At 67.1% G+C, this 17442-nt stretch carries 14 protein-coding genes, 1 pseudogene and 1 CRISPR repeat array; of the genes and pseudogenes, 7 read left to right on the plus strand and 8 right to left on the minus strand.

Annotated features, from left to right (window positions below):
- The first annotated feature begins 588 nt into the window (after positions 1-588).
- The 3 genes from ACRAKI_RS22545 (at position 589) to ACRAKI_RS22555 (ending at position 3111) form a co-directional block, all read left to right on the plus strand.
- On the plus strand, positions 589-1812 hold the full coding sequence (locus ACRAKI_RS22545) for a helix-turn-helix domain-containing protein (protein ID WP_447002493.1): 1224 nt from the start codon (positions 589-591) through the stop codon (positions 1810-1812).
- Positions 1809-2045: a hypothetical protein gene (locus ACRAKI_RS22550; RefSeq protein WP_447002494.1), complete on the plus strand. Its 237-nt coding sequence runs from the start codon at positions 1809-1811 to the stop codon at positions 2043-2045. Before ACRAKI_RS22545 ends, ACRAKI_RS22550 begins: the two co-directional genes overlap by 4 nt.
- Before the next feature lie 103 nt (positions 2046-2148).
- Positions 2149-3111, plus strand: coding sequence for a phosphotransferase (locus tag ACRAKI_RS22555; RefSeq protein WP_447002495.1), 963 nt, complete (start codon positions 2149-2151; stop codon positions 3109-3111).
- A 110-nt stretch (positions 3112-3221) separates the two neighbouring features.
- Here ACRAKI_RS22555 and ACRAKI_RS22560 read toward each other — a convergent pair.
- From ACRAKI_RS22560 to ACRAKI_RS22575, 4 genes and pseudogenes are all read right to left on the minus strand, one after another.
- Positions 3222-3731, minus strand: a pseudogene (locus tag ACRAKI_RS22560) (helix-turn-helix domain-containing protein); the annotation flags it as partial.
- A 635-nt stretch (positions 3732-4366) separates the two neighbouring features.
- Positions 4367-5563, minus strand: coding sequence for an IS701 family transposase (locus ACRAKI_RS22565; RefSeq protein WP_447002423.1), 1197 nt, complete (start codon positions 5561-5563; stop codon positions 4367-4369).
- A gap of 55 nt (positions 5564-5618) precedes the next feature.
- Positions 5619-6083, minus strand: coding sequence for a transposase (locus tag ACRAKI_RS22570; protein ID WP_447002496.1), 465 nt, complete (start codon positions 6081-6083; stop codon positions 5619-5621).
- 1014 nt (positions 6084-7097) lie between these two features.
- Positions 7098-7364: a CRISPR direct-repeat array (repeat unit 23 nt; unit sequence GTCTTCCCCGCGCGAGCGGGGGT).
- A gap of 163 nt (positions 7365-7527) precedes the next feature.
- The gene (locus ACRAKI_RS22575; RefSeq protein WP_447008484.1) at positions 7528-8685 is read right to left on the minus strand and encodes an IS30 family transposase; all 1158 of its coding nucleotides are present in this window, start codon (positions 8683-8685) and stop codon (positions 7528-7530) included.
- A gap of 644 nt (positions 8686-9329) precedes the next feature.
- On the opposite strand from ACRAKI_RS22575, the gene ACRAKI_RS22580 reads away from it, so the two are divergent.
- The gene (locus tag ACRAKI_RS22580) at positions 9330-11906 is read left to right on the plus strand and encodes a DEAD/DEAH box helicase (protein WP_447002497.1); all 2577 of its coding nucleotides are present in this window, start codon (positions 9330-9332) and stop codon (positions 11904-11906) included.
- A gap of 258 nt (positions 11907-12164) precedes the next feature.
- Complete coding sequence (locus ACRAKI_RS22585) at positions 12165-13082, plus strand: hypothetical protein (RefSeq protein WP_447002498.1); 918 nt, start codon at positions 12165-12167, stop codon at positions 13080-13082.
- Here ACRAKI_RS22585 and ACRAKI_RS22590 read toward each other — a convergent pair whose 3' ends face one another.
- From ACRAKI_RS22590 to ACRAKI_RS22605, 4 genes are all read right to left on the minus strand, one after another.
- Positions 13083-13379, minus strand: a complete 297-nt coding sequence (locus ACRAKI_RS22590) for a hypothetical protein (RefSeq protein WP_447002499.1) — start codon at positions 13377-13379, stop codon at positions 13083-13085.
- 278 nt (positions 13380-13657) lie between these two features.
- Positions 13658-14284: a hypothetical protein gene (locus ACRAKI_RS22595; protein WP_447002500.1), complete on the minus strand. Its 627-nt coding sequence runs from the start codon at positions 14282-14284 to the stop codon at positions 13658-13660.
- Positions 14285-14726: 442 nt separating this feature from the next.
- Entirely contained in the window at positions 14727-15260 is a 534-nt protein-coding gene (locus ACRAKI_RS22600) for a hypothetical protein (protein ID WP_447002501.1), read from the minus strand.
- A gap of 58 nt (positions 15261-15318) precedes the next feature.
- Positions 15319-15699, minus strand: a complete 381-nt coding sequence (locus ACRAKI_RS22605; protein ID WP_447002502.1) for a hypothetical protein — start codon at positions 15697-15699, stop codon at positions 15319-15321.
- 251 nt (positions 15700-15950) lie between these two features.
- Between ACRAKI_RS22605 and ACRAKI_RS22610 the strand changes: the two genes are divergently transcribed.
- Positions 15951-16208 (plus strand): hypothetical protein, encoded by a 258-nt coding sequence (locus tag ACRAKI_RS22610; protein WP_447002503.1) that lies wholly within the window; start codon positions 15951-15953, stop codon positions 16206-16208.
- A gap of 237 nt (positions 16209-16445) precedes the next feature.
- Positions 16446-17441 (plus strand): hypothetical protein, encoded by a 996-nt coding sequence (locus ACRAKI_RS22615; RefSeq protein ID WP_447002504.1) that lies wholly within the window; start codon positions 16446-16448, stop codon positions 17439-17441.
- Position 17442 lies beyond the last annotated feature (1 nt).

Genomic DNA, 17442 nt, shown 5'->3' on the forward strand with positions numbered 1-17442 from the left:
CCGCCCTTGTCGCCGCCCCGCTGCACGTCGTCCCTGCGCAAGCGGGGGGTGTGCCGTAAGTGGCCACGACCCCGGGCGCACCGCCGCCGTCTTCCCCACACGAGCGGGGTGGTCCGACGTGGTCCGGCTTCAGAAGGCGGCGGTGCAGGTCGTCCCTCGCGAACGGGGGGTGGTCCGCGCAGTTCCTCGGCGAGGCCGGTTCCCGGGCGGTTCCCCGCGCGAGCGGGGGTGGTCCAGGGGTTCCCTCCTCCGAGGTATCAGCTCGGTGGTCTTCCCCGCGCGAGCGGGGGTGGTCCGACCGGTGCCAAGGCACGCGCCAGCGCGAGTGGGTCTTCCCCGCGGAAGCGAGGGTGGTCCTCGGCTTGGGGCAGTCGGAGGGCTCCTCCTCCAGTCTTCCCCGCGCGAGTGGGATGGTCTGAAGTCCTTCTGCCCCACATCCAAGACGCGTCTGCCCGCGCGAGCGGGGTGCTCCCGCCTTCCGACGTGCATTGCATCATCAGGCGGTAAGCGACTCCACCGTTACACTGTGTACCGATAGAGTTACTGAACGACCAAGCGGATGTTCGGTACCAGAAGGAGGCGATGGTCATGGGCAGCATCGATGCGGTGCGCCGCTGCTCCTGCGGCACTCGGCTCGCCCGTGACAATCGCACCGCCCGTTGTGGTCCGTGTACCCGAGCCGGACGCCGCCACCCCACCGAGCCGCCCGAGGTACCCGCCGAGTTCTGGAACCACCCCGATCTGAACGCCGCCCTCGCCGCTCGTGACATCGGCGCCGTCATCCGCGCCTACCGCAAACATCCCCACCACAGACAATCCATCCGGCAGGACACCGCCGCAGCCTGGATCGGCCTGTCACCCACACGACTGAGCCGGATCGAGAACGGCGAACCCGTCAACGACCTCACCAAGCTCATGCGCTGGGCGCAACTCCTCCGCATACCCCACCACCTACTCTGGTTCCACATACCCGTCGCACCGTCAGGTGACGCGGCGAGCGGGACGCCGACAGTTGACGGTCGCGGTTCGTCAGGTGGCGCGCTGCTGATGAAGGACACCAGCAGCCCGGCGGTGGGCAGCGATGATGCCGAGCGGTTGCGGATGCGGCTGGACTCGTTGCTGTCGGACGCGGCGTCGACCGGCAGGCTGGAGATGGTCGAGCAGCAAGTGCTCGACCACGTGACGCAGTACACCCGCACCAGTCCGACCGAAGCCGTGGCCTCGCTGATACCCGATCTCGCGGAAGTCCACGCGCTGGCCGCTCGCCGTCATCCGGTCGCGGTCCACCGGACCTTGTCCACGGCGGTCACCATGCTGACGTTGCTGGTCGCCGACGTACACATGAAGCGAGGGTTGGTCGTCGACGCGCGACGTTGGTACCGCACAGCGCTGTTGTCCGCCCGCGACGGCGACAACCCGCTGCTGGCCGCGCTCGTGCTGGCCCAGCAGACCATGCTGGCCTACTACTACGAGACACCGGAGCAGACGATCAGCCTGGCCCGACGTGCCCAGGAGCTTGCCGCCGGCGCGGTGTGCGATGCCGCCGCGCTCGCCACCGCCGCCGAAGCCCGCGCACTGGGCAAGCTCGGTGACGCCCACGGTGTCCACCAGGCACTCGCCGACGCCCGCCGTCTGACCGACCGGCTTGCCGAGCTGCGCAAGGACGACGATCCCTACGCCGCATACCGTTTCAACCACGGCCGGCTGGCCCTGTACGCCTCCAGTGCGTTGTCCAATCTCGGCGACCTCACGCACGCCCACAAGGCGCAGGACCAGGCCCTGCACGCCTACGCGGCCGACCCCGGCTGGTGATCGATCCGGCGTTGATCCGGCTGGACCGCGCGTTCGTCCAGGCCACCGCGGGCGACCCGGCCGGTGGCGCCGACCTCGCCGCGGCCACGCTCACCGAACTGGAACCGGCTCACCGCACCCAGGTCGTGCTCATCCGCGCCCGCGACGTCGTCACCGTCGCCGAAGCCCTGCCCGGTGTGCACAGGAACGCGGTGCAGGCCGTGGAGCAGCTCCGTGAACTCACCGCTGTCTGACCGCTCGCGGCAGCAACCCGTCCGTGCTTCCGACGAACCGCACCGCCGTCGCGGGCACCACCCCATACCCTCAGGTGAACCCGATCGCCCGGACACTGATGTGGTGACTTCAGGGCCGAACGAGGCGACCGCATACGACTTCACCCCGACTACCACCCGACCGCTGCTGGAACAGGCATGCCGCATCGCCAGCCTGGACGGCAGCCACGCCCGCATGCTGCGCCACCACAGCAACGCCGTCTACCTGGTCGGCCGGCCCTCCCGCGAAGTCGTGGTCAAGATCGGACGCCCCGGACCCGACCCGAACCAGGATCTGCGCGACACCCGCGCCCTAGTCGAACTCACCCAGTGGCTTGCCCTCCACGACGTTCCCACCGCCACCCTGCTCGACACACCACCCCAGCCACTGTTCATCAACGGCCACGTGATCACCCTGTGGCGCTACCTACCCCAGCAGGAACCGATCACCACCCAGGCCATCGCCGCACCGCTGCGCGCGCTGCACCACGCACCTCTTCCCCTGATCACTCGTCCGCCGCTGGACCCACACACCGCGATCACTCGTTCCATTGCCGCCAGCCGCATCCTCACCGACCGGCAGAAGCGGGTGTTGCTCGACCACCTCGACCGGCTCACGCCCGCCTGGACCGCCCTGTGCTCGAACTCAGTGCCCCAGCTCATCCACACCGATCCTCAGCACCGCAACACCCTCTGGCGCCGCTCCGCCAGCCAGTTCCAGCGGGCCGACGAGGGAGCCGCCAGCCAGGCGGTGCTGTGCGACTTGGACGACATCACCCTCGGCCCTGTCGAGTGGGACCTAGTCACCATCGAGATCCACCACCGCCGATTCGGCCACCCCGAAGCCGACTACGACGCCTTCTGCCACACCTACGGCCGTGACATCCGCGACTGGCCGGGCTATCGAGACCTTCGTAACCTACGAGAACTACGCATGGTGACCACCAACGCGCGAAAGTCCTTGCCCGGCAGTCCTGAGGCCGCAGAAGTGCAGCGCCGCGTCGACGGGCTCAGCCATGCTTCGGATCAGCTGTGGCGGATCCTGTAGGCCTGCGAACTATGCGTCGGCCTCGTCGGCCGTAGAACGTGGGCATGCTGCATGGGAAGTGCCCTCGGATTACCTGGCCTGGCTTACCGTGCAACGCCGCATTCGGCCTGTTTGGCCTGGTCGCTGCCCCGGCCGTGGACGCGCCATCCGCCGCCGTCGGGGATGACGCCGGCCTTCTTGACGTCGAGGTGGACCATGTGGCCGGGCCAGCGGGCGACGATCCGGCGGGGCACGCGGTTGTTCTCCCCTGTCGGGTCGAGGAACCGGCGGCGGTTGAGCCCGAGGTGGGCCAGGTGCCAGCCGACCGTGCGCACCGACACGGCCGTGCCCTTTGGCGGTGAGTTCCAGGGCGATGCGGCGGGTCGACCACTTGCGCTCCCGCCGCAGCCGTTCGATCCGGACCACGACCTCGGCAGGGGTCGCGGTGGGCTGCCGACGCGGAGCGCTGGAGCTGTCGGCCAGGCCAGCCTCGCGGAAGCGACGATGACGGTTGACCCACTTGGAGTCGCACTGCCGCGAGATGCCATCTCGGCCGCGACATGGGCGATGGGACGGATCCTGCAGCGTTGGACCAGTCGGTATCGGCCTTCGACGGACAACGGGGCGTTACCGTGAAGCACGGACGGGTCTTCCTGCTCGGCGGACGAGTTGATCGTACTTCTCATCCTGCCGCCGAAAGACCCGTCCCTTCGCCTCAGGCCCTACCAGCTGTCACCAACGTCATGACCCACAACAATTTGCTCGACCTGTACTCGCTTGAGCAAGCGGCGTAGAGCGTTGCGCGAGCGGCGAAAGCCTCAATCCGACTCGGCCCAGGTCAACCCGCCCGGCCGGTCACCGTGGCTCGTTAGCAGTCCCCAAACTGCCTCACAGACCAGGCTTAGCGGCAATACCGGTGACTTAGAGTGGTTTGCGCTGCTTGTTGGCGGAGACGGTGCGGTAGTGCGGTGCGATCCGGACTGTCCCGGCGGGGTCGCGGGTGGGTTGTGGACAGGCCCGGTGCCGGGTGCGTTTGAGTTTGTAGTTGGACATCTTGCGTTTGACCACGCGGGGGTTGCTGCGTGGTCGTCGTTTCGGTAGGAGGCGGGCGAGGATCTCGCGGATGCCGTCGAGCAGGGCGCGGGTTAATACTCCAGCCGCAGTTCGTGATGTTGTACCTGTCTTCGCTGGTAGTGGGCTTGTTTGGCGCGGTGTTGGTGGCGTCTGCGCCAGTGGGACCAGCTCCAGGTGTGGGCGCGGTCGGGAATGATGGTGATCAGGTGTGCCAGGAGACGCCTGACCTCGCCGAGGGTGACCGGGATGAGGCCGCTGCCAGGGCTTTTGGGGCGATGGCGGCGGTGACGGCGAGGTAGGTGTGGGCGAGCATCGCCAGGGTGATGTGGCGGTACCAGGCGTCGTAGCGGCGGACCTGGTACTGGTCCAGGCCGACCTCGGTCTTGGCGGTCTGGAAGCAGTCCTCGACCGCCCACCGGGCACCGGCCACTCGGATCAGGTCGTCGTCGGTGGTTCCCGTTGGGGCGCAACACAAGTAGTAGGCCAATTCGTGCTTGCCGCGACGATTGCGCTTCAGGGAACGGCGGATCAACAGCCACCGCCGCCAGCCTGGCGGTGTGGTGTCGTCGTAGACGGGTAACGAGGCCACCGCCCAGTCGAACAGGCGGGGGCCCTTGGCTCCCTGGCCGCAGCTGCGGCGCTTCCACGCCGCCGGTGGGGCGTCGGAGGTCAGGAAGTCGGCGCGGGTGCTGCCTGCGGTGGCGGGAATGGTCTGGCTGCTCGGCACGGCGACCACGTAGCCGATGCGTCGTTCTTCCAGCCAGGCCCGGAATTTCGAGTCGCCGCCGTAGGCTTCGTCCGCGGTCACCCAGCGGGCCGGCACGCCGGCGTCCAGCGCCCGGGCCAGCATCGCGCGGGCGAGCACGGGCTTGGTCGCGAACTCCACGGTGTCGGGCACCGCCGCCTCCCGACACCGTTCCCGGTCGGCGACCCAGGACTTGGGCAGGTACAGCTCCCGGTCGATCAGCGTGCGGCCTTTGCTTGTGGCGTAAGCAAGAAACACGCCGAGTTGACAGTTCTCGATCCGTCCGGCGGTGCCGGAGTACTGCCGTTGCACCCCGGCCGACTTGTCGCCCTTCTTCAGGAACCCGGTCTCGTCGACCACCAGCACGCCCTCGCCGTCGGCAAGGTGCTCCACGGCATAGTCACGGGCGTCGTCGCGGACCCCGTCGACGTCCCACGTCGCGGCGTTGAGCAACCGCTGCATCCCGTCCGGCGTCGCCTCACCGGCCACTTCCGCCAACGTCCAGCCGTTCTTGCCCGCGATCGGAGCCAACAGACCCCGCACATACGCCCGAGCCCGACGCCGCGGCTCCGCCCGCAGAAACCGTCCCGCCACCCGCCCGAACAGCTCGTCCAAGCCGCTCACCCACGCCTGGATGTCCTCATCAACCAACACAAGATCGATAAGCTAGCAGAACATGATCACGAACTGCGGCTGGAGTATTAATCGGTCAGGGGGAAAAAGCGGCCTGTGCGGTGGTCTGGCGGCGGGCCAGTCGCAGGGTGCGGATGAACGAGAGCCGGTCGGGATCGAGGCCGGTGTCGGTGGCGGCGGTGTGCATCAGCGACCGGATCGCGTGGTGCACCAACAGGTGCGCCCAGACTTCCTGCTCGACGCCGTCCGGCGAGCGTGAGCGCAGTACCTGTCCGGGACCGCGTTGATGGGTCTTAAGCTCGTCCAGCGCGGTCTCGATCTCCCAGCGTTGGCAGTACAACGCCGCCAACTCGCGTGCCGGGGCCTTGCGGTGGTCCAGGATCGTGGTGATCAACCGATACGGCGCGTCGTGCACGGGGTGGGCGGGATCGTCCAGTGTGTACTCGACCACCCGCACCGCCACCGGATCGGCGCGCCGGTAGTGGTCTTCCGTGGCCACGATCACCGACAGATACGACCCGTCCGGCAGCTCTTCCTTCACGGGCAGTTTTGCCCGGTGCCTGTGGCTGCCAGCTCGATGAGGGCCTTGGCGTCTTCGGCTAGATCAAGGGCGTCAGCCAGCGGTGCAAAGGGCAGGTCTCCGACCACCTGGCGCAACGCGGCCACTACCTCACCGATACTTGCCAAGCCCGCTCCCAGCCGTCAGGTCGGTGCCGATACTGGCACGGTGCAACGCTCGTCGTCAGGGAGTTCACCCGCTGGCGTGCGTGGCAACAGGCCACGGACGACCAGCTCAGCTTCTAGGTCGTACTGCCATAGCGCCGGTATCAGCAGATCAGGTGCCGCCGCGTCACGGCGACGGGCGGCGTGGTTGACCAGCGGCGCGGGTTCCGCTGTCGGTTGAGCAGGCCCCGGACCCGGCCGTCGCCGTGACGCCCGGCGGTGGACGCGGCCGGGCACGGGCTGTGTGCCGCCACGGGCGGCCTGGTGATGCGCAGCGGCCGGTACTTCCTGGAGCTGAACGAGCTGGCACGGTCCGGCGACTCCCGTCCACAGAGCGCGATCAGCGCAAAAGAGGTCTCAGTGAGCCGGGCACGTCCATAAACGTGGGAGCCGGGAGGGTAGCTGTTCGAGCGCGTGGCAACCGGTTCCTGTGACTACCTCACGTTGTACGCCGCCCCGTGGGTGCTAGGTGCGTTGCCGGACGCTGCTGCGCGTCGCGCGCGAGGCGGGCGTGGTATTGCTGTTCACCTTGCAGGGCGCGACGAAGGACGCATCGGGCAGCTCACTCACCGGGTCCGTCGCGTTCAAGATCTGCGGCCCGGCGTCGCGATGCGCGAGACGCGGCTGCTGTTCGGCGAGTCCGCCAGGGCGGAGGGCTACACGCGCAGAAGTCCGTACCCGAGCGCGGCCCCCAGATTAACGACGCCGAGACGTTCTTCATCGACAGGGCGCGCTCACCATGACGGGGCATCGACCGATCTCCAATATCCGGAACCGAAACGAATCGAATGAAAAAGCACATCTCGGCCTGTAAAGTCGCTGGCCAGAAAGTGTCTTCCCCGTGCGAACGGGGGTGGTCCGCGGCCGCGTGGCCGCCTCGTACGCGCGTCGACGTCTTCCCCGCGCGAACGGGGGTGGTCCCACGCCGGGCGACGCGACGTGACGGTGGACCAGGTCTTCCCCGCGCGAACGGGGGTGGTCACGTCAGGTTGTCGGCGAGCTGGAAGCGGAACCGGTCTTCCCCGCGCGAGCGGGGGTGATCCGCTGACCGGCGAGGGCTTCAAGGGCCTCGGTCTGTCTTCCCCGCGCGAGCGGGGGTAGTCCCGCATTCGTCGGCCGCCACCGATTGCTGCCTGAGTCTTCCCCGCGAGCAGGGGTGGTCCGCAGCACCAGACCGCGCTGTCAACGGCGCTCGAATATTGACCCCCGGTGGTCGCGCGGGTTCTAGGGCGGATTCGAGTGATCATCGCAACGTTGTTGGATCATGATGCCAGGACGTCTGCGGGTGTGCGCCAGCCGAGGGTCTTGCGTGGGCGGCTGTTGAGGCGGTCCTGGACGGCTTGGAGGTCGGCCGGTGTGTGGACCGAGAGGTCGGTGCGTTTCGGAAAGTACTGACGCAGCAACCCGTTCGTGTTCTCGTTCGTGCCGCGCTGCCAAGGGCTTCCCGGGTGGGCGAAGAACACCCCTTCCTGTAGGAGCGGCGCGATCTGGTCGTGGCAGGCCATCTCCGAGCCCTGGTCCCAGGTCAGTGTCAGTCGCAGCGGCTCGGGCAATCGGCCGAGCACCGCGATGAGTGCGTCACGGATCGCCTCCGCGGTGCGGTCGGTAGGGAGGTGTACCAGTAGGAGGTAGCGGCTGGCGCGGTCGACCAGGGTGCCGATCGCCGAGCGGCCCGCCGCGCCAACGATGAGGTCTCCTTCCCAGTCGCCGTACCGCGTCCGGTTCAGTGCGGCGGTGGGCCGTTGGTCGATCAGTACCGCCGGCGCGATGAATCTGGTGCGACGCTGGTCGGCGCGACGACGGCGCTTGCGCAACGGCCGGCCGGTGCGCAGCCGTCGGGTGAGGTGCCGACTCAGGCCGCCTTTGCCACCGTGGTATAGCGCCTGGTAGATGGTCTCGTGGCACACATGCCAGCTCGGCCGATCGGGAAACGCGGTCCGCAGATGGGCCGCGATCTGCTCAGGGCTCCACTCCAACTCAAGCCTGGTCTGCACCTCCGCACGCAACAACGCATCGTCGATCAACCGGGATCGCCGTGGTCGCCGCGTCCTCTGCCGAGCCCGAGCGTGCGCCAGGTCGCCGTCGTAGCAGCGGTCATGGGCGAGGGTGTTGCGGCGCAGCTCTCGACTGACCGTCGACGGCGCGCGACCGATCATCGTGGCGATCGCCCGAACGCCCAGACCCTCCCGGTGCAACGTGGCGATCCGCTGCCGCTCCGTCAACGACAGGTACCTGTTCGACCGGGCTGGTTCCGGCAGCTGTACCGGCGGCAGTCCACCGTTCTCCGCCCGCCACCGATAGCCGGTCTTGCGACCGATCCCGAGTTCTCTGCACGCCTCGACGGTGCCCACACCGGCGGCCAACAGCAACCAGTACTCCGACTCGAGATCGAGCCTGCGCTTGCGCCCGCGCCTCGCCATCAACACGCCCCTCATGATCAGGTGTGTTGCGACAAGCACTAGAACCCGCGCGTCGCCAGGGGGTCAGTTTTCACGCGTCGTCGACACGCGCCTGTCTACTCGCGCACGTCGTCTTCCCCACGCGAGCGGGGGATGGCCCTCGGCTGCGAGCATCTCCGCGCGAACGGGGTGGCCCGACGCTCGCGCAGCTCTGGGACGAGGCGAACGAGTCTTCTCCGCCTGGCTCATGATGACCGCTTCCTTCCGGCGCCGACCATGGCGATCAGTTGACCTGGTCACGCCACCAGCACACAGCGTAGCGATGGGGTCGCGTTCGGCGCGGTTGCCCAGTGAGGTTGTCAACCGGGGCGTTGAACTGGCAGTCCCGCTTTTGCGGAGCGGTTTGCGTCGGTTTCGGTGATGATCATGCGTTCGCGTCGTGTGACCGGGGTAGGTGCCGTGGCGGTGGTGTGTGCTGGATCAGGCATCAAGGTCTGGGAGGGCGGTCGCTGTTGACGGTAGGAGCCCACGTTGCTGGACATGCACCCAGGTGTGGAGCCCAACCAGCTGTGCCTATGGTTGATCCGTATCATCACAGATCCAGCTGAACGCTATAAGCGTAGGCGTATAAGTAAGTTATGATATGAATAATTTGGGAGTGTGGCATGCCGTTCAAGGGGGGAACGTCCTCCGAGGCGCCTCCGGACAACCCGGAGGCGTTGTATGCGAATCTGCCGCACAGGCCAGATTCGATTCCGGGCCTATGGTCACAGCAGACCGATATATTGCGGCAGTACTGGCCGAAACACGTCAATACCTCGGACCTTGCGCTCGAATTGCCGACGGGCACGGGAAAAACGGTTCCCGGCCTCCTGATCGTAGAGTGGGTGCGCCGTGTGCGGCAGGCCCGGGTAATTTACGCCTGCCCGACTCGGCAGTTGGCACGACAGGTTCACCAAGTCGCGGTCCGCGAGAGCATTCCCGCTGTCGTCCTCGCTGGCTCTCACCGAAAAAACTGGGTACTGGATGACCGGCTGCGCTATGAGGCTGGCGAGGCCGTCGCAATCACCACCTACAGCAGTGTGTTCAACAGTTCCCCGAAGCTCCTGCCAGCGGACCTGCTGCTGTTCGACGACGCCCATGCTGGGGAGCAATACGTCGGGGAGCAGTATGCCGTGAATATCGGCAGGCGCGAGAATCCCGCCGTGTACGCGACACTGTTGGAGGTTGTGGCCCCGGCATTGGACGGAATGATGTTGCAGCGGCTGCGGGACGTCTCGCCTGATCCGGGTGCCCACCATCGGGTGCGCTTGGTGGTGCCGTTGCGCAACAACGACATGGTCGCCAAGTTGGACGCGGCTCTCGCCGCTCTTGAGGGCGATCCGTGGTTCCGGTACTCGATGATTCGTGGCGGCCTGTCGTCGTGCCTGGTGTACGTGTCCTACAGCGGGATCCTGATCCGTCCGATCATTCCGCCGACCTCGGACAACTCGTTGTTCGTCGGCGCACGCCAGCGGCTCTATCTATCCGCGACGCTGGGCAACGGCGGTGAGCTGGAGCGGGCCTTCGGGCGCTCGCCCATCACTCGGCTCAAGCTGCCGGACACATCGCCCACACCACGCTCGGGCCGCCGGTTCTTCGTCTTCCCGAGCATGGTGGAGGACGCCGACCCCGTCGCGCTCACCGGCGAGATCGTCGCCCTGATTGGCAAGGCCCTGGTGCTGACCCCCGACAGCGATACCGCCGCCGCGCGCGCCACCGAATTCGCCCAGCCAGGATGGCCGGTGATGACCATCGACGACGTCGAGAAGGGCATGGAACCCTTCGCCAAGCTGCGCAACGGCACCTGCGGATTGGCCAGCCGCTACGACGGACTCGACTTGCCAGGAGACGACTGCCGTGCCGTGGTTTTGGAGGGCACGCCGAACAAGGACACGCTCCAGGAGCGCTTCCTCTCCGGCCAGGTGCGCGCGCAGAGCGCCTTGGCCGAGCGGGTACGCACCCGCGTGGTGCAGGGCGCGGGCCGCTGCACCCGCGGGCCCAACGACTGGGCGATCGTGGTCGTGCTGGGCGAGGATCTGACCGGGTACCTGCTGCGGCCGGAGACCCTGTACGCCCTGGACCCGGAGATGCAAGCGGAGATCAAGTTCGGCGTCAGTAACAGCCGTGACACCAGCCAGGCCGACGTCCTGACCAACGTCCGCATGTTCCTGGCCCAGGGTGAAGAGTGGCGCACCGGCGCCGAGCCGTTGTTGTTGCAGAATCGGCAGGCCGCGACCAAGACCCCGCCACCGGGCACCGCCGCGCTCGCTGAAGCTGTGGGCATCGAGATCGAGGCCACCGGCGACGCTTGGTCAAAGCGGTGGGCCGACGCCGGCCGCCACGCCCAGGACGCGGCCCGGAAGATCGAGAAGGGTGGAGACGTCAACCACGGCTACCAGGCGCTGTGGACCTACCTCGCCGCGGTGTGGACCGATCAGGCCGGAGCCGCTACCGGCGACTCAGGGGCACGACGGGCCGCGCACACGCTGGTCCAGCAAGCCGAACAGACCGCCAAGCCCGGGACATGGCTGCGCGAACTGCCGCCGCTGCCCGACGCCGAACCCGCAACGCTGGGACCGGAGGACGCCACTGCCGTGGCGGCCATCGTCCACCGGCTCGCCACCGGGCTCACCCAAGCCGCTCTCGACACCGTCGTACGGTCGATGCGTGAGGGGCTAGGCAACACCGAGGCGACGCTGTATGAGGCGGCGCTGGCACAACTGGGCACCCTGCTCGGTGCGGAAGCGGCGAAGCCGGAGGGCAGAGGTCGGTGCGATTCGCTCTGGAGCTGGGCGAACCACCTGTGGATCGCGCTGGAGGCCAAGAGCGAGCAGAAGCCTGCCGGTCTGGTGTCCCACCGCTATGTCCGGCAAGCCAACGACCAGTTGCGGCTGCTCGCCTCCGACCGCGGTGTCGCAGCTGCTCCTCTCGGCAGCATTACGGTGATCGTCTCTCCTCGACCCGGTGTCGACATCGAGGCGGCCAAGGGCGCCGAAGATCACGTATACCTGGCGCACCCGGATGTCCTATCCGAACTGTTGGAGGACACCCAAGCGGCCTGGCAGACCATTCTTGCCCAGAGCCCCGGCCTCAACCGGGACCTGCTGCGGGCCTTGGTCAGTACTACGTTCGGTCAGCGTGGTCTGCTGCCTACCCACGTGCGCGAGCGCCTGAACTGGCAGCCGGTTGCCACGCGATAGTCCGCTACCGCCCGGAAGGACGAGCAGGCGCTCCTTGCCGTTTCCTTCCGGGCGGACAGACGGTCGACCCCCTGAGTTCGCGAGGACGCTTGAGTGTCATGTCGGCGGGTTCGACGAATTCACCCGAACGCGGGAACTTTAATCAGCCCCTTTTGATCTCTCAGTTCTTGGTAGTGGCCGACTTCGGCTCGATATTCAGGCCCTATGGTAGGACGAAATTCGCGGGCACCCTGGGTCAGCATCCGCTTTAATGTCGGCGTGACCGACGATCCCGCCGTCAACGCTTCGTCCGACGACCTCGTGGCCGAGTTGCACCAATGGCACGACCGCCTCACCAGGCTGGAAGCAGCGTGGGCGCAGACCGCCGCCCAGTTGCGTGTCGTACCGCCGGTGACCTGTCCAGCACGGCGCGAGGACGCTCTGCTGGCTTTGGCCCATCCTGACTGGCTACCCAACGAGGCGTTCCAGGCCGGTCTTGATGCCATCGGGCTGGTCGACGCCGCCGCCCGACACCTCAGCGGTCTGCGGACGCTGCTCACCGAATGCAATCTGATCCTCACCACATGGCCACCGGCACGGGCCGTGGTGGAGCATGTCGCCCACGCCGGGTGGCTGCTCGACCCGGAGATCACGGCAGAACAGCGGGTTGCCCGCCGCTGGATGGCCAAGCTGGTCGACGCCCACCGACACCGCAGACTCACCACCGCCCTCAAGGCCCCTAACGGCCGCCGACAGGCCGCCAGGCGCAACCGCGACCAAATTCGGGATGAGGTCGCCCGCCGCTTTCCCGGCATCAACCTGGACTGGGACACCGGGCAGCACCCACACAGCCCTCCCTGGGAGATCGCCGGGCAACGGTACCCAGGGCTGGGCGAGGCGACCCGCCGCTTCATCGACTACGACGGGATGTCCGGAGCGCACGGCCTCTACGACCTGCTGTCGCTAATGGCGCATCCCAACCGGACCGCCATCGCCAGCGTTCTGGCTCCCGTCGAACGCGACGGCTACATCGAGTACGGCTATCGGCTCGACCACAAGGAGGCGGTGTGGCCCGTAGACCTGGCCGCAACGTTCCTCTACCGGGCAGGCATGGTGGTGTGCAGCTTCTTCCAGCTCGATGACACCGCCCTGGAAGCTTCGGCCGATTCGCTTCCCTCAGCCGCCAGCCGCAGTTGATCACATCGGCCCAAAAGGCACAGTCGCCACGTCGGTCCACTCGTAGGCTTTGTCGTCCCGGTTGAGGTTGATCAGCGATACCGACGAGACGACGACCTCACCGATGTGTCCGCCGTGCGCGTCGAGCGCCTGGGCTACCGGATCGATGGGGCCCGCGGTGTTGGAGTAGCCGAGACTGACGTGCGCGCGGAATCCGGCTTCGGGCTCGGGCACGTTGTCGGCTCCCCAGACGTCGCCGATTGCGGCGTGGATGGCCAGGCGCAGGTCGACCAGCGGTCTCAGGGGGTGGGCGGGCATCCCCACGTCCGGGCCCAGCTGGCACTCTCAACGCGGCCGACACCACGTCCCGCGCCGTGGACCGCAGATCCTCTCCATCGCCCTACACGACGAACCCTCGAGCCACGTCGTCTCATCCTGCGCCCCGACCGTACTCACCCGATCGGGTGAGCAGCCTGGGGTGTGATGCACCGGAGGGACGCCACACCGCCGACGTCATCGGAGTGCTCGTGCCCTGCCTGCGGCTGTCGTCTCAAGGGCTCCAATTGCACTGCCGGGTAGCGGCTCGCCGCCGTGGCTCAGACGCGGCGGCTGGCCGAGGGAGCGACCAGCTTGGCGATGCGGTCCAAGGCTTCCACCGAGAGGTTGTCGTACGCAGCCAAGGCGTCGGGGATGTGCTGGTCGAGCAGGTCGTGGTCACGCATCTCGGCGAGGATGAGGCGGGCATCACGGAGACCCGGCCGGTCGGTGTAGCCGTTGGTGCCGGCGACGACCAGGCGGTCGAGGTAGTCGGCCAGCCGGGAGTCGGCTGTAGTGGTGTTGCCGGTGGTCAGGTCGACCGCGCCGACTTGGCCGGCCCAGCCGCGGATCGGCGTGTCGCCGTGTTCCCAGACGCAGATCGCCGACCGGGCCGTGTCCTGGGCGACATCGAGCGCTTTGCGGGTGGGGCGGAACGCCAGCACAGGACCGGACACGGCGGGACCGGAGGACTTCACGGTGAAGTGCGTGGACCCTCGTTGGAAGGGCCCCAATTGCAGGATGTCCTCATCGGTGGGGAAGGTGTCGGTCACCAGCACGGCTGCCGCGCCTGTGCGCTGTTCCTGCTCTCGCAGCCAACGTGCCACCGCCTCGATCCCGGCCCGGTGGGCTTCGGGTGAGGACGGTTGCGGCAGCCATGCGGCGGCCTCGAATCGACGAAGGGTCATCAACGCTCCTTGCACGATGAGATGCCGGGCGACACCGTCGCGAACCGAGTGTGCTGCTGGTGGGGTGCGACGGTACCCGCGCACCCAGGTCGCGGAGGTGATCGACGCGGCTTCGCCGCTCAGGAGTCGGTCCACGGCGGCAGCAGGGACGGCACCCGGATGTCGGCGGGGGCGAGAGCACGTGTGTCGAGTCCTGTCTGGGCGGCGTGGCGAACGATCGCGTTCCAGTCGCCGCTGGTCACGGTGTGGGTGGGGCAGTTCGGACACGGCTTGGTGTTCGCGCAGGCGCTGTGTCGTCGGCCTGGTTGCGGATGTGGTTGAACGCGCTGAGCGGGTCGTCGGCCTTGACCAAGACCCAGGTGCCGGTGCGTTGATCGGTGGGCACAGTCCGGCAGTGACTGCGGTGCTGCGGGGTGGGCGATGCGGTCGCCGCGGCGACGGATCACGAAGTGCTGGTCCAGGGTGTCGACCTCGTCGTCCACGGGCCGGTGGGCCCCGACCCAGGCCTGTGCCTGCTCGGCGGTGCCCGGGCCCCAGAGCAGCTCCACCGGATAGCGGGTGGTCTCAAACCGGGGATCGAACCCGAGCAGCTCTCGTCGCGGTCGTCGACCTGCGCCCGGACGACCAGGCAGGCGGCATCGACCGTCATGTGCCCGGTGGGCACGGAAGAGACATCGCCGATCTCCACCCGACCTGTGTCGTCCCAGACGATCAGCTGCACGAACCGGTGCACGGGCGCGGGGTGCAAGCGCCCGCTGGGAGTCCGGGCACCCCACAGGCAGTTGACGATCTCGGCCAGGTCGCGAATGACCCGAGCGGCGTCGACGGGTGTGCCGAGGTGGTAGCCCGAGGGATGCGCGACCATGTTACGCAGCTCGACCTGTGCGGGCTGCATGTTCCTGGCCCGTTGACCGGGCAAAAACCCTTCCTCGTGGGCCCAGTTCCACAGATTCTTCAGCATGCCGTTGAACTGCATGGGCGCGCCGGAACCGGCCGATTTGAGTTTCTACGCGCCGCCCTGCTGCTTGAGGGCGTCAAGGGACATCCTCGAACGAGTCGACGTGTTCGGTACATTCCAGCCCGCTGGAGGTGTTTAACAGAGCGATGCGGTGCTGGTAGAAGGCCACGAACCGGTCGCGTAGGGCGTGCTCGACGACTAGGCGGGCGTAGTCTCCGACGACGGTGAAGAATTCGTAGTCGAGCACTCCGTGCAGGTAGAGGGTGCGTACGCGCTCAAACCGCAGTCGGTTGCCCTCTGCGACCTCGTCGACCAGGTCGGTGCCAGCCAGCATCGTGTGCTGGTGAGCCAGAGCCGCCTCAGGCGTGAGCATGTGGGTGATGCCCAGCCCGTAGGGCGTGAAGTACTGGGTAGGTTCGTCGGGCGTGCGCAACTCCTCCAGCGTGCGGGTGATCACGGACCGGCTCCTTCATCGCCAGTTGCCGACCGAGATGGACGGGCTGACCGGGAGGTCAGCTGTGCAGAATGCCATAGGCAGAAGGTGTCCCGCTTGCTTGATCGGACAGGATGGTCCGCAGGTGCCGCGCCTTGGATCTCGGTTGGGCTCGCGCATGGTGCGGGTGAAAATGGCGGGTGACAGCCGCACGGGTGAAGCGCGTTCGAGAATCGGAGTGGGACGGGTGATCAGTGATATCGGCGAGCGTCCGGATGGTCGCGAGACCACGCCAGCAACGCTGCCTTCACACGGTCCGGCTCCGCAACGGCACCTGGCAGGACAACGAACTGAGCCTGGAGATGATCAGCCTGGCACTCGACGTCGCGTGCCTGGGCAGCGCCCACATCATCGGTGTGTCGACCATGATCCTTACCGACATGGCCGAGGACGCGGTCCGGTACCGCCATGACCTTCTGCGTCAGGCAGTGGTGGTGCACGCGTCCGCGCAACGGGTGCACGGCCTCGATTAGCAGCCGAGCATCGGTGTTTGGGTGGAAGCAACGAAGTCTAGGTAGCATCCTCCAAGCCTTCGAGCACGGAGGTTGAGACTAACCGCTTGGAAGGGACAGGTCTCTTCTCTACGGCGGCAACGACGGCTGTCACGGTCGGTGTCGCACCAGGGTGCGGACAAGCCGACGCGCGAGGCGCGCGCTACATCGATGGCGGATGTCCGGTGCGATGATGAGCAATCTGCCGAAGGAGCGAACTTGCCCGAGAGTCGTCACAAGTACCTGTACGAACGCCTGGGGGACCACGACTTCCAGTTGCTGGTCAATGCCCTACTGACTGCCCACTTCCAGGATTACGTGCCACTGCCGCTACGCCAGTCCGATGGCGGCCGGGATGGCCTGCTGCCGTTGCCTCCGAGTGAAACCTCTCCGGCTTCCACGCTTGTCTACCAGGTGAAATGGTCGGCGGAAGGGATGCATAAGGACCCTGTCGCCTGGCTGGATACCGTGGTGACCAGAGAGGAGGACAATCTCCGGCGTCTTGCCCGTGAGGGTGCTCGTCGGTATGTACTTGTGACGAACGTGCCAAGCACCGCGATCCCGAAGCGGGGCACATACGATCGTCTCGATGCGAAACTGCGGCAGCACGCGGAGAACTTCGGGTTCGAGCAGATGAGTTGCCTGTGGCGCGAGTCGCTCGACGGCATGCTCGACGGCACGTCCAACGAGATCAAATGGCAATACGTCGACATGCTCGCGGGACTGGATCTCGTCCGCTACATCGTCGCAGAGGAGGCGATGGGGCGTAGGGACCATGGCCTGAGGGCATTGGTGCGTAAGGTCGCGGCCGCACAGTGGGACGAGGACGAGCGTGTCAAGTTCAGCCAGGTGGACATCGACCGTGAGAAGGTCGCGGACCTGTTCATCGACGTCACCGCCGACGTCATCCATTGCGCAGACCGCAAGAGAAGTAATGGTGTACCGCCGGAACCGGTGGGAGGTGCCGCTGCTTATCTGTTAACTTCGACTTCCGAATGCGTACTGGTCCGTGGCGCACCAGGTCAGGGCAAGTCGACGTTGTCGCAGTTCGTTTCCCAGGTGCACCGGTCGGCATTCGTGCATTCACGGCAGCGGCCAGCGGACCTGCCGTCCGTCGAACTGCCTTTGTTCCCCCTGAGGCTTGGGCTGACCGAATGCGGGATGCGGCCCGGCAACCGACAGCGGCCGCGCGAACGGGCGCGGACGCGTGGCTGAA

The sequence above is a fragment of the Saccharothrix isguenensis genome (genome assembly GCF_052936305.1).

Coding starts and splice junctions, on each gene's coding strand:
- ACRAKI_RS22545 (WP_447002493.1), top strand. CDS start 589: ATGGGCAGCATCGATGCGGTGCGCCGCTGCTCCTGCGGCACTCGGCTC.
- ACRAKI_RS22575 (WP_447008484.1), bottom strand. CDS start 8,685: ATGGCGAGGCGCGGGCGCAAGCGCAGGCTCGATCTCGAGTCGGAGTAC.
- ACRAKI_RS22580 (WP_447002497.1), top strand. CDS start 9,330: ATGCCGTTCAAGGGGGGAACGTCCTCCGAGGCGCCTCCGGACAACCCG.
- ACRAKI_RS22590 (WP_447002499.1), bottom strand. CDS start 13,379: ATGCCCGCCCACCCCCTGAGACCGCTGGTCGACCTGCGCCTGGCCATC.
- ACRAKI_RS22595 (WP_447002500.1), bottom strand. CDS start 14,284: ATGACCCTTCGTCGATTCGAGGCCGCCGCATGGCTGCCGCAACCGTCC.
- ACRAKI_RS22600 (WP_447002501.1), bottom strand. CDS start 15,260: ATGCAGTTCAACGGCATGCTGAAGAATCTGTGGAACTGGGCCCACGAG.
- ACRAKI_RS22610 (WP_447002503.1), top strand. CDS start 15,951: ATGGTCGCGAGACCACGCCAGCAACGCTGCCTTCACACGGTCCGGCTC.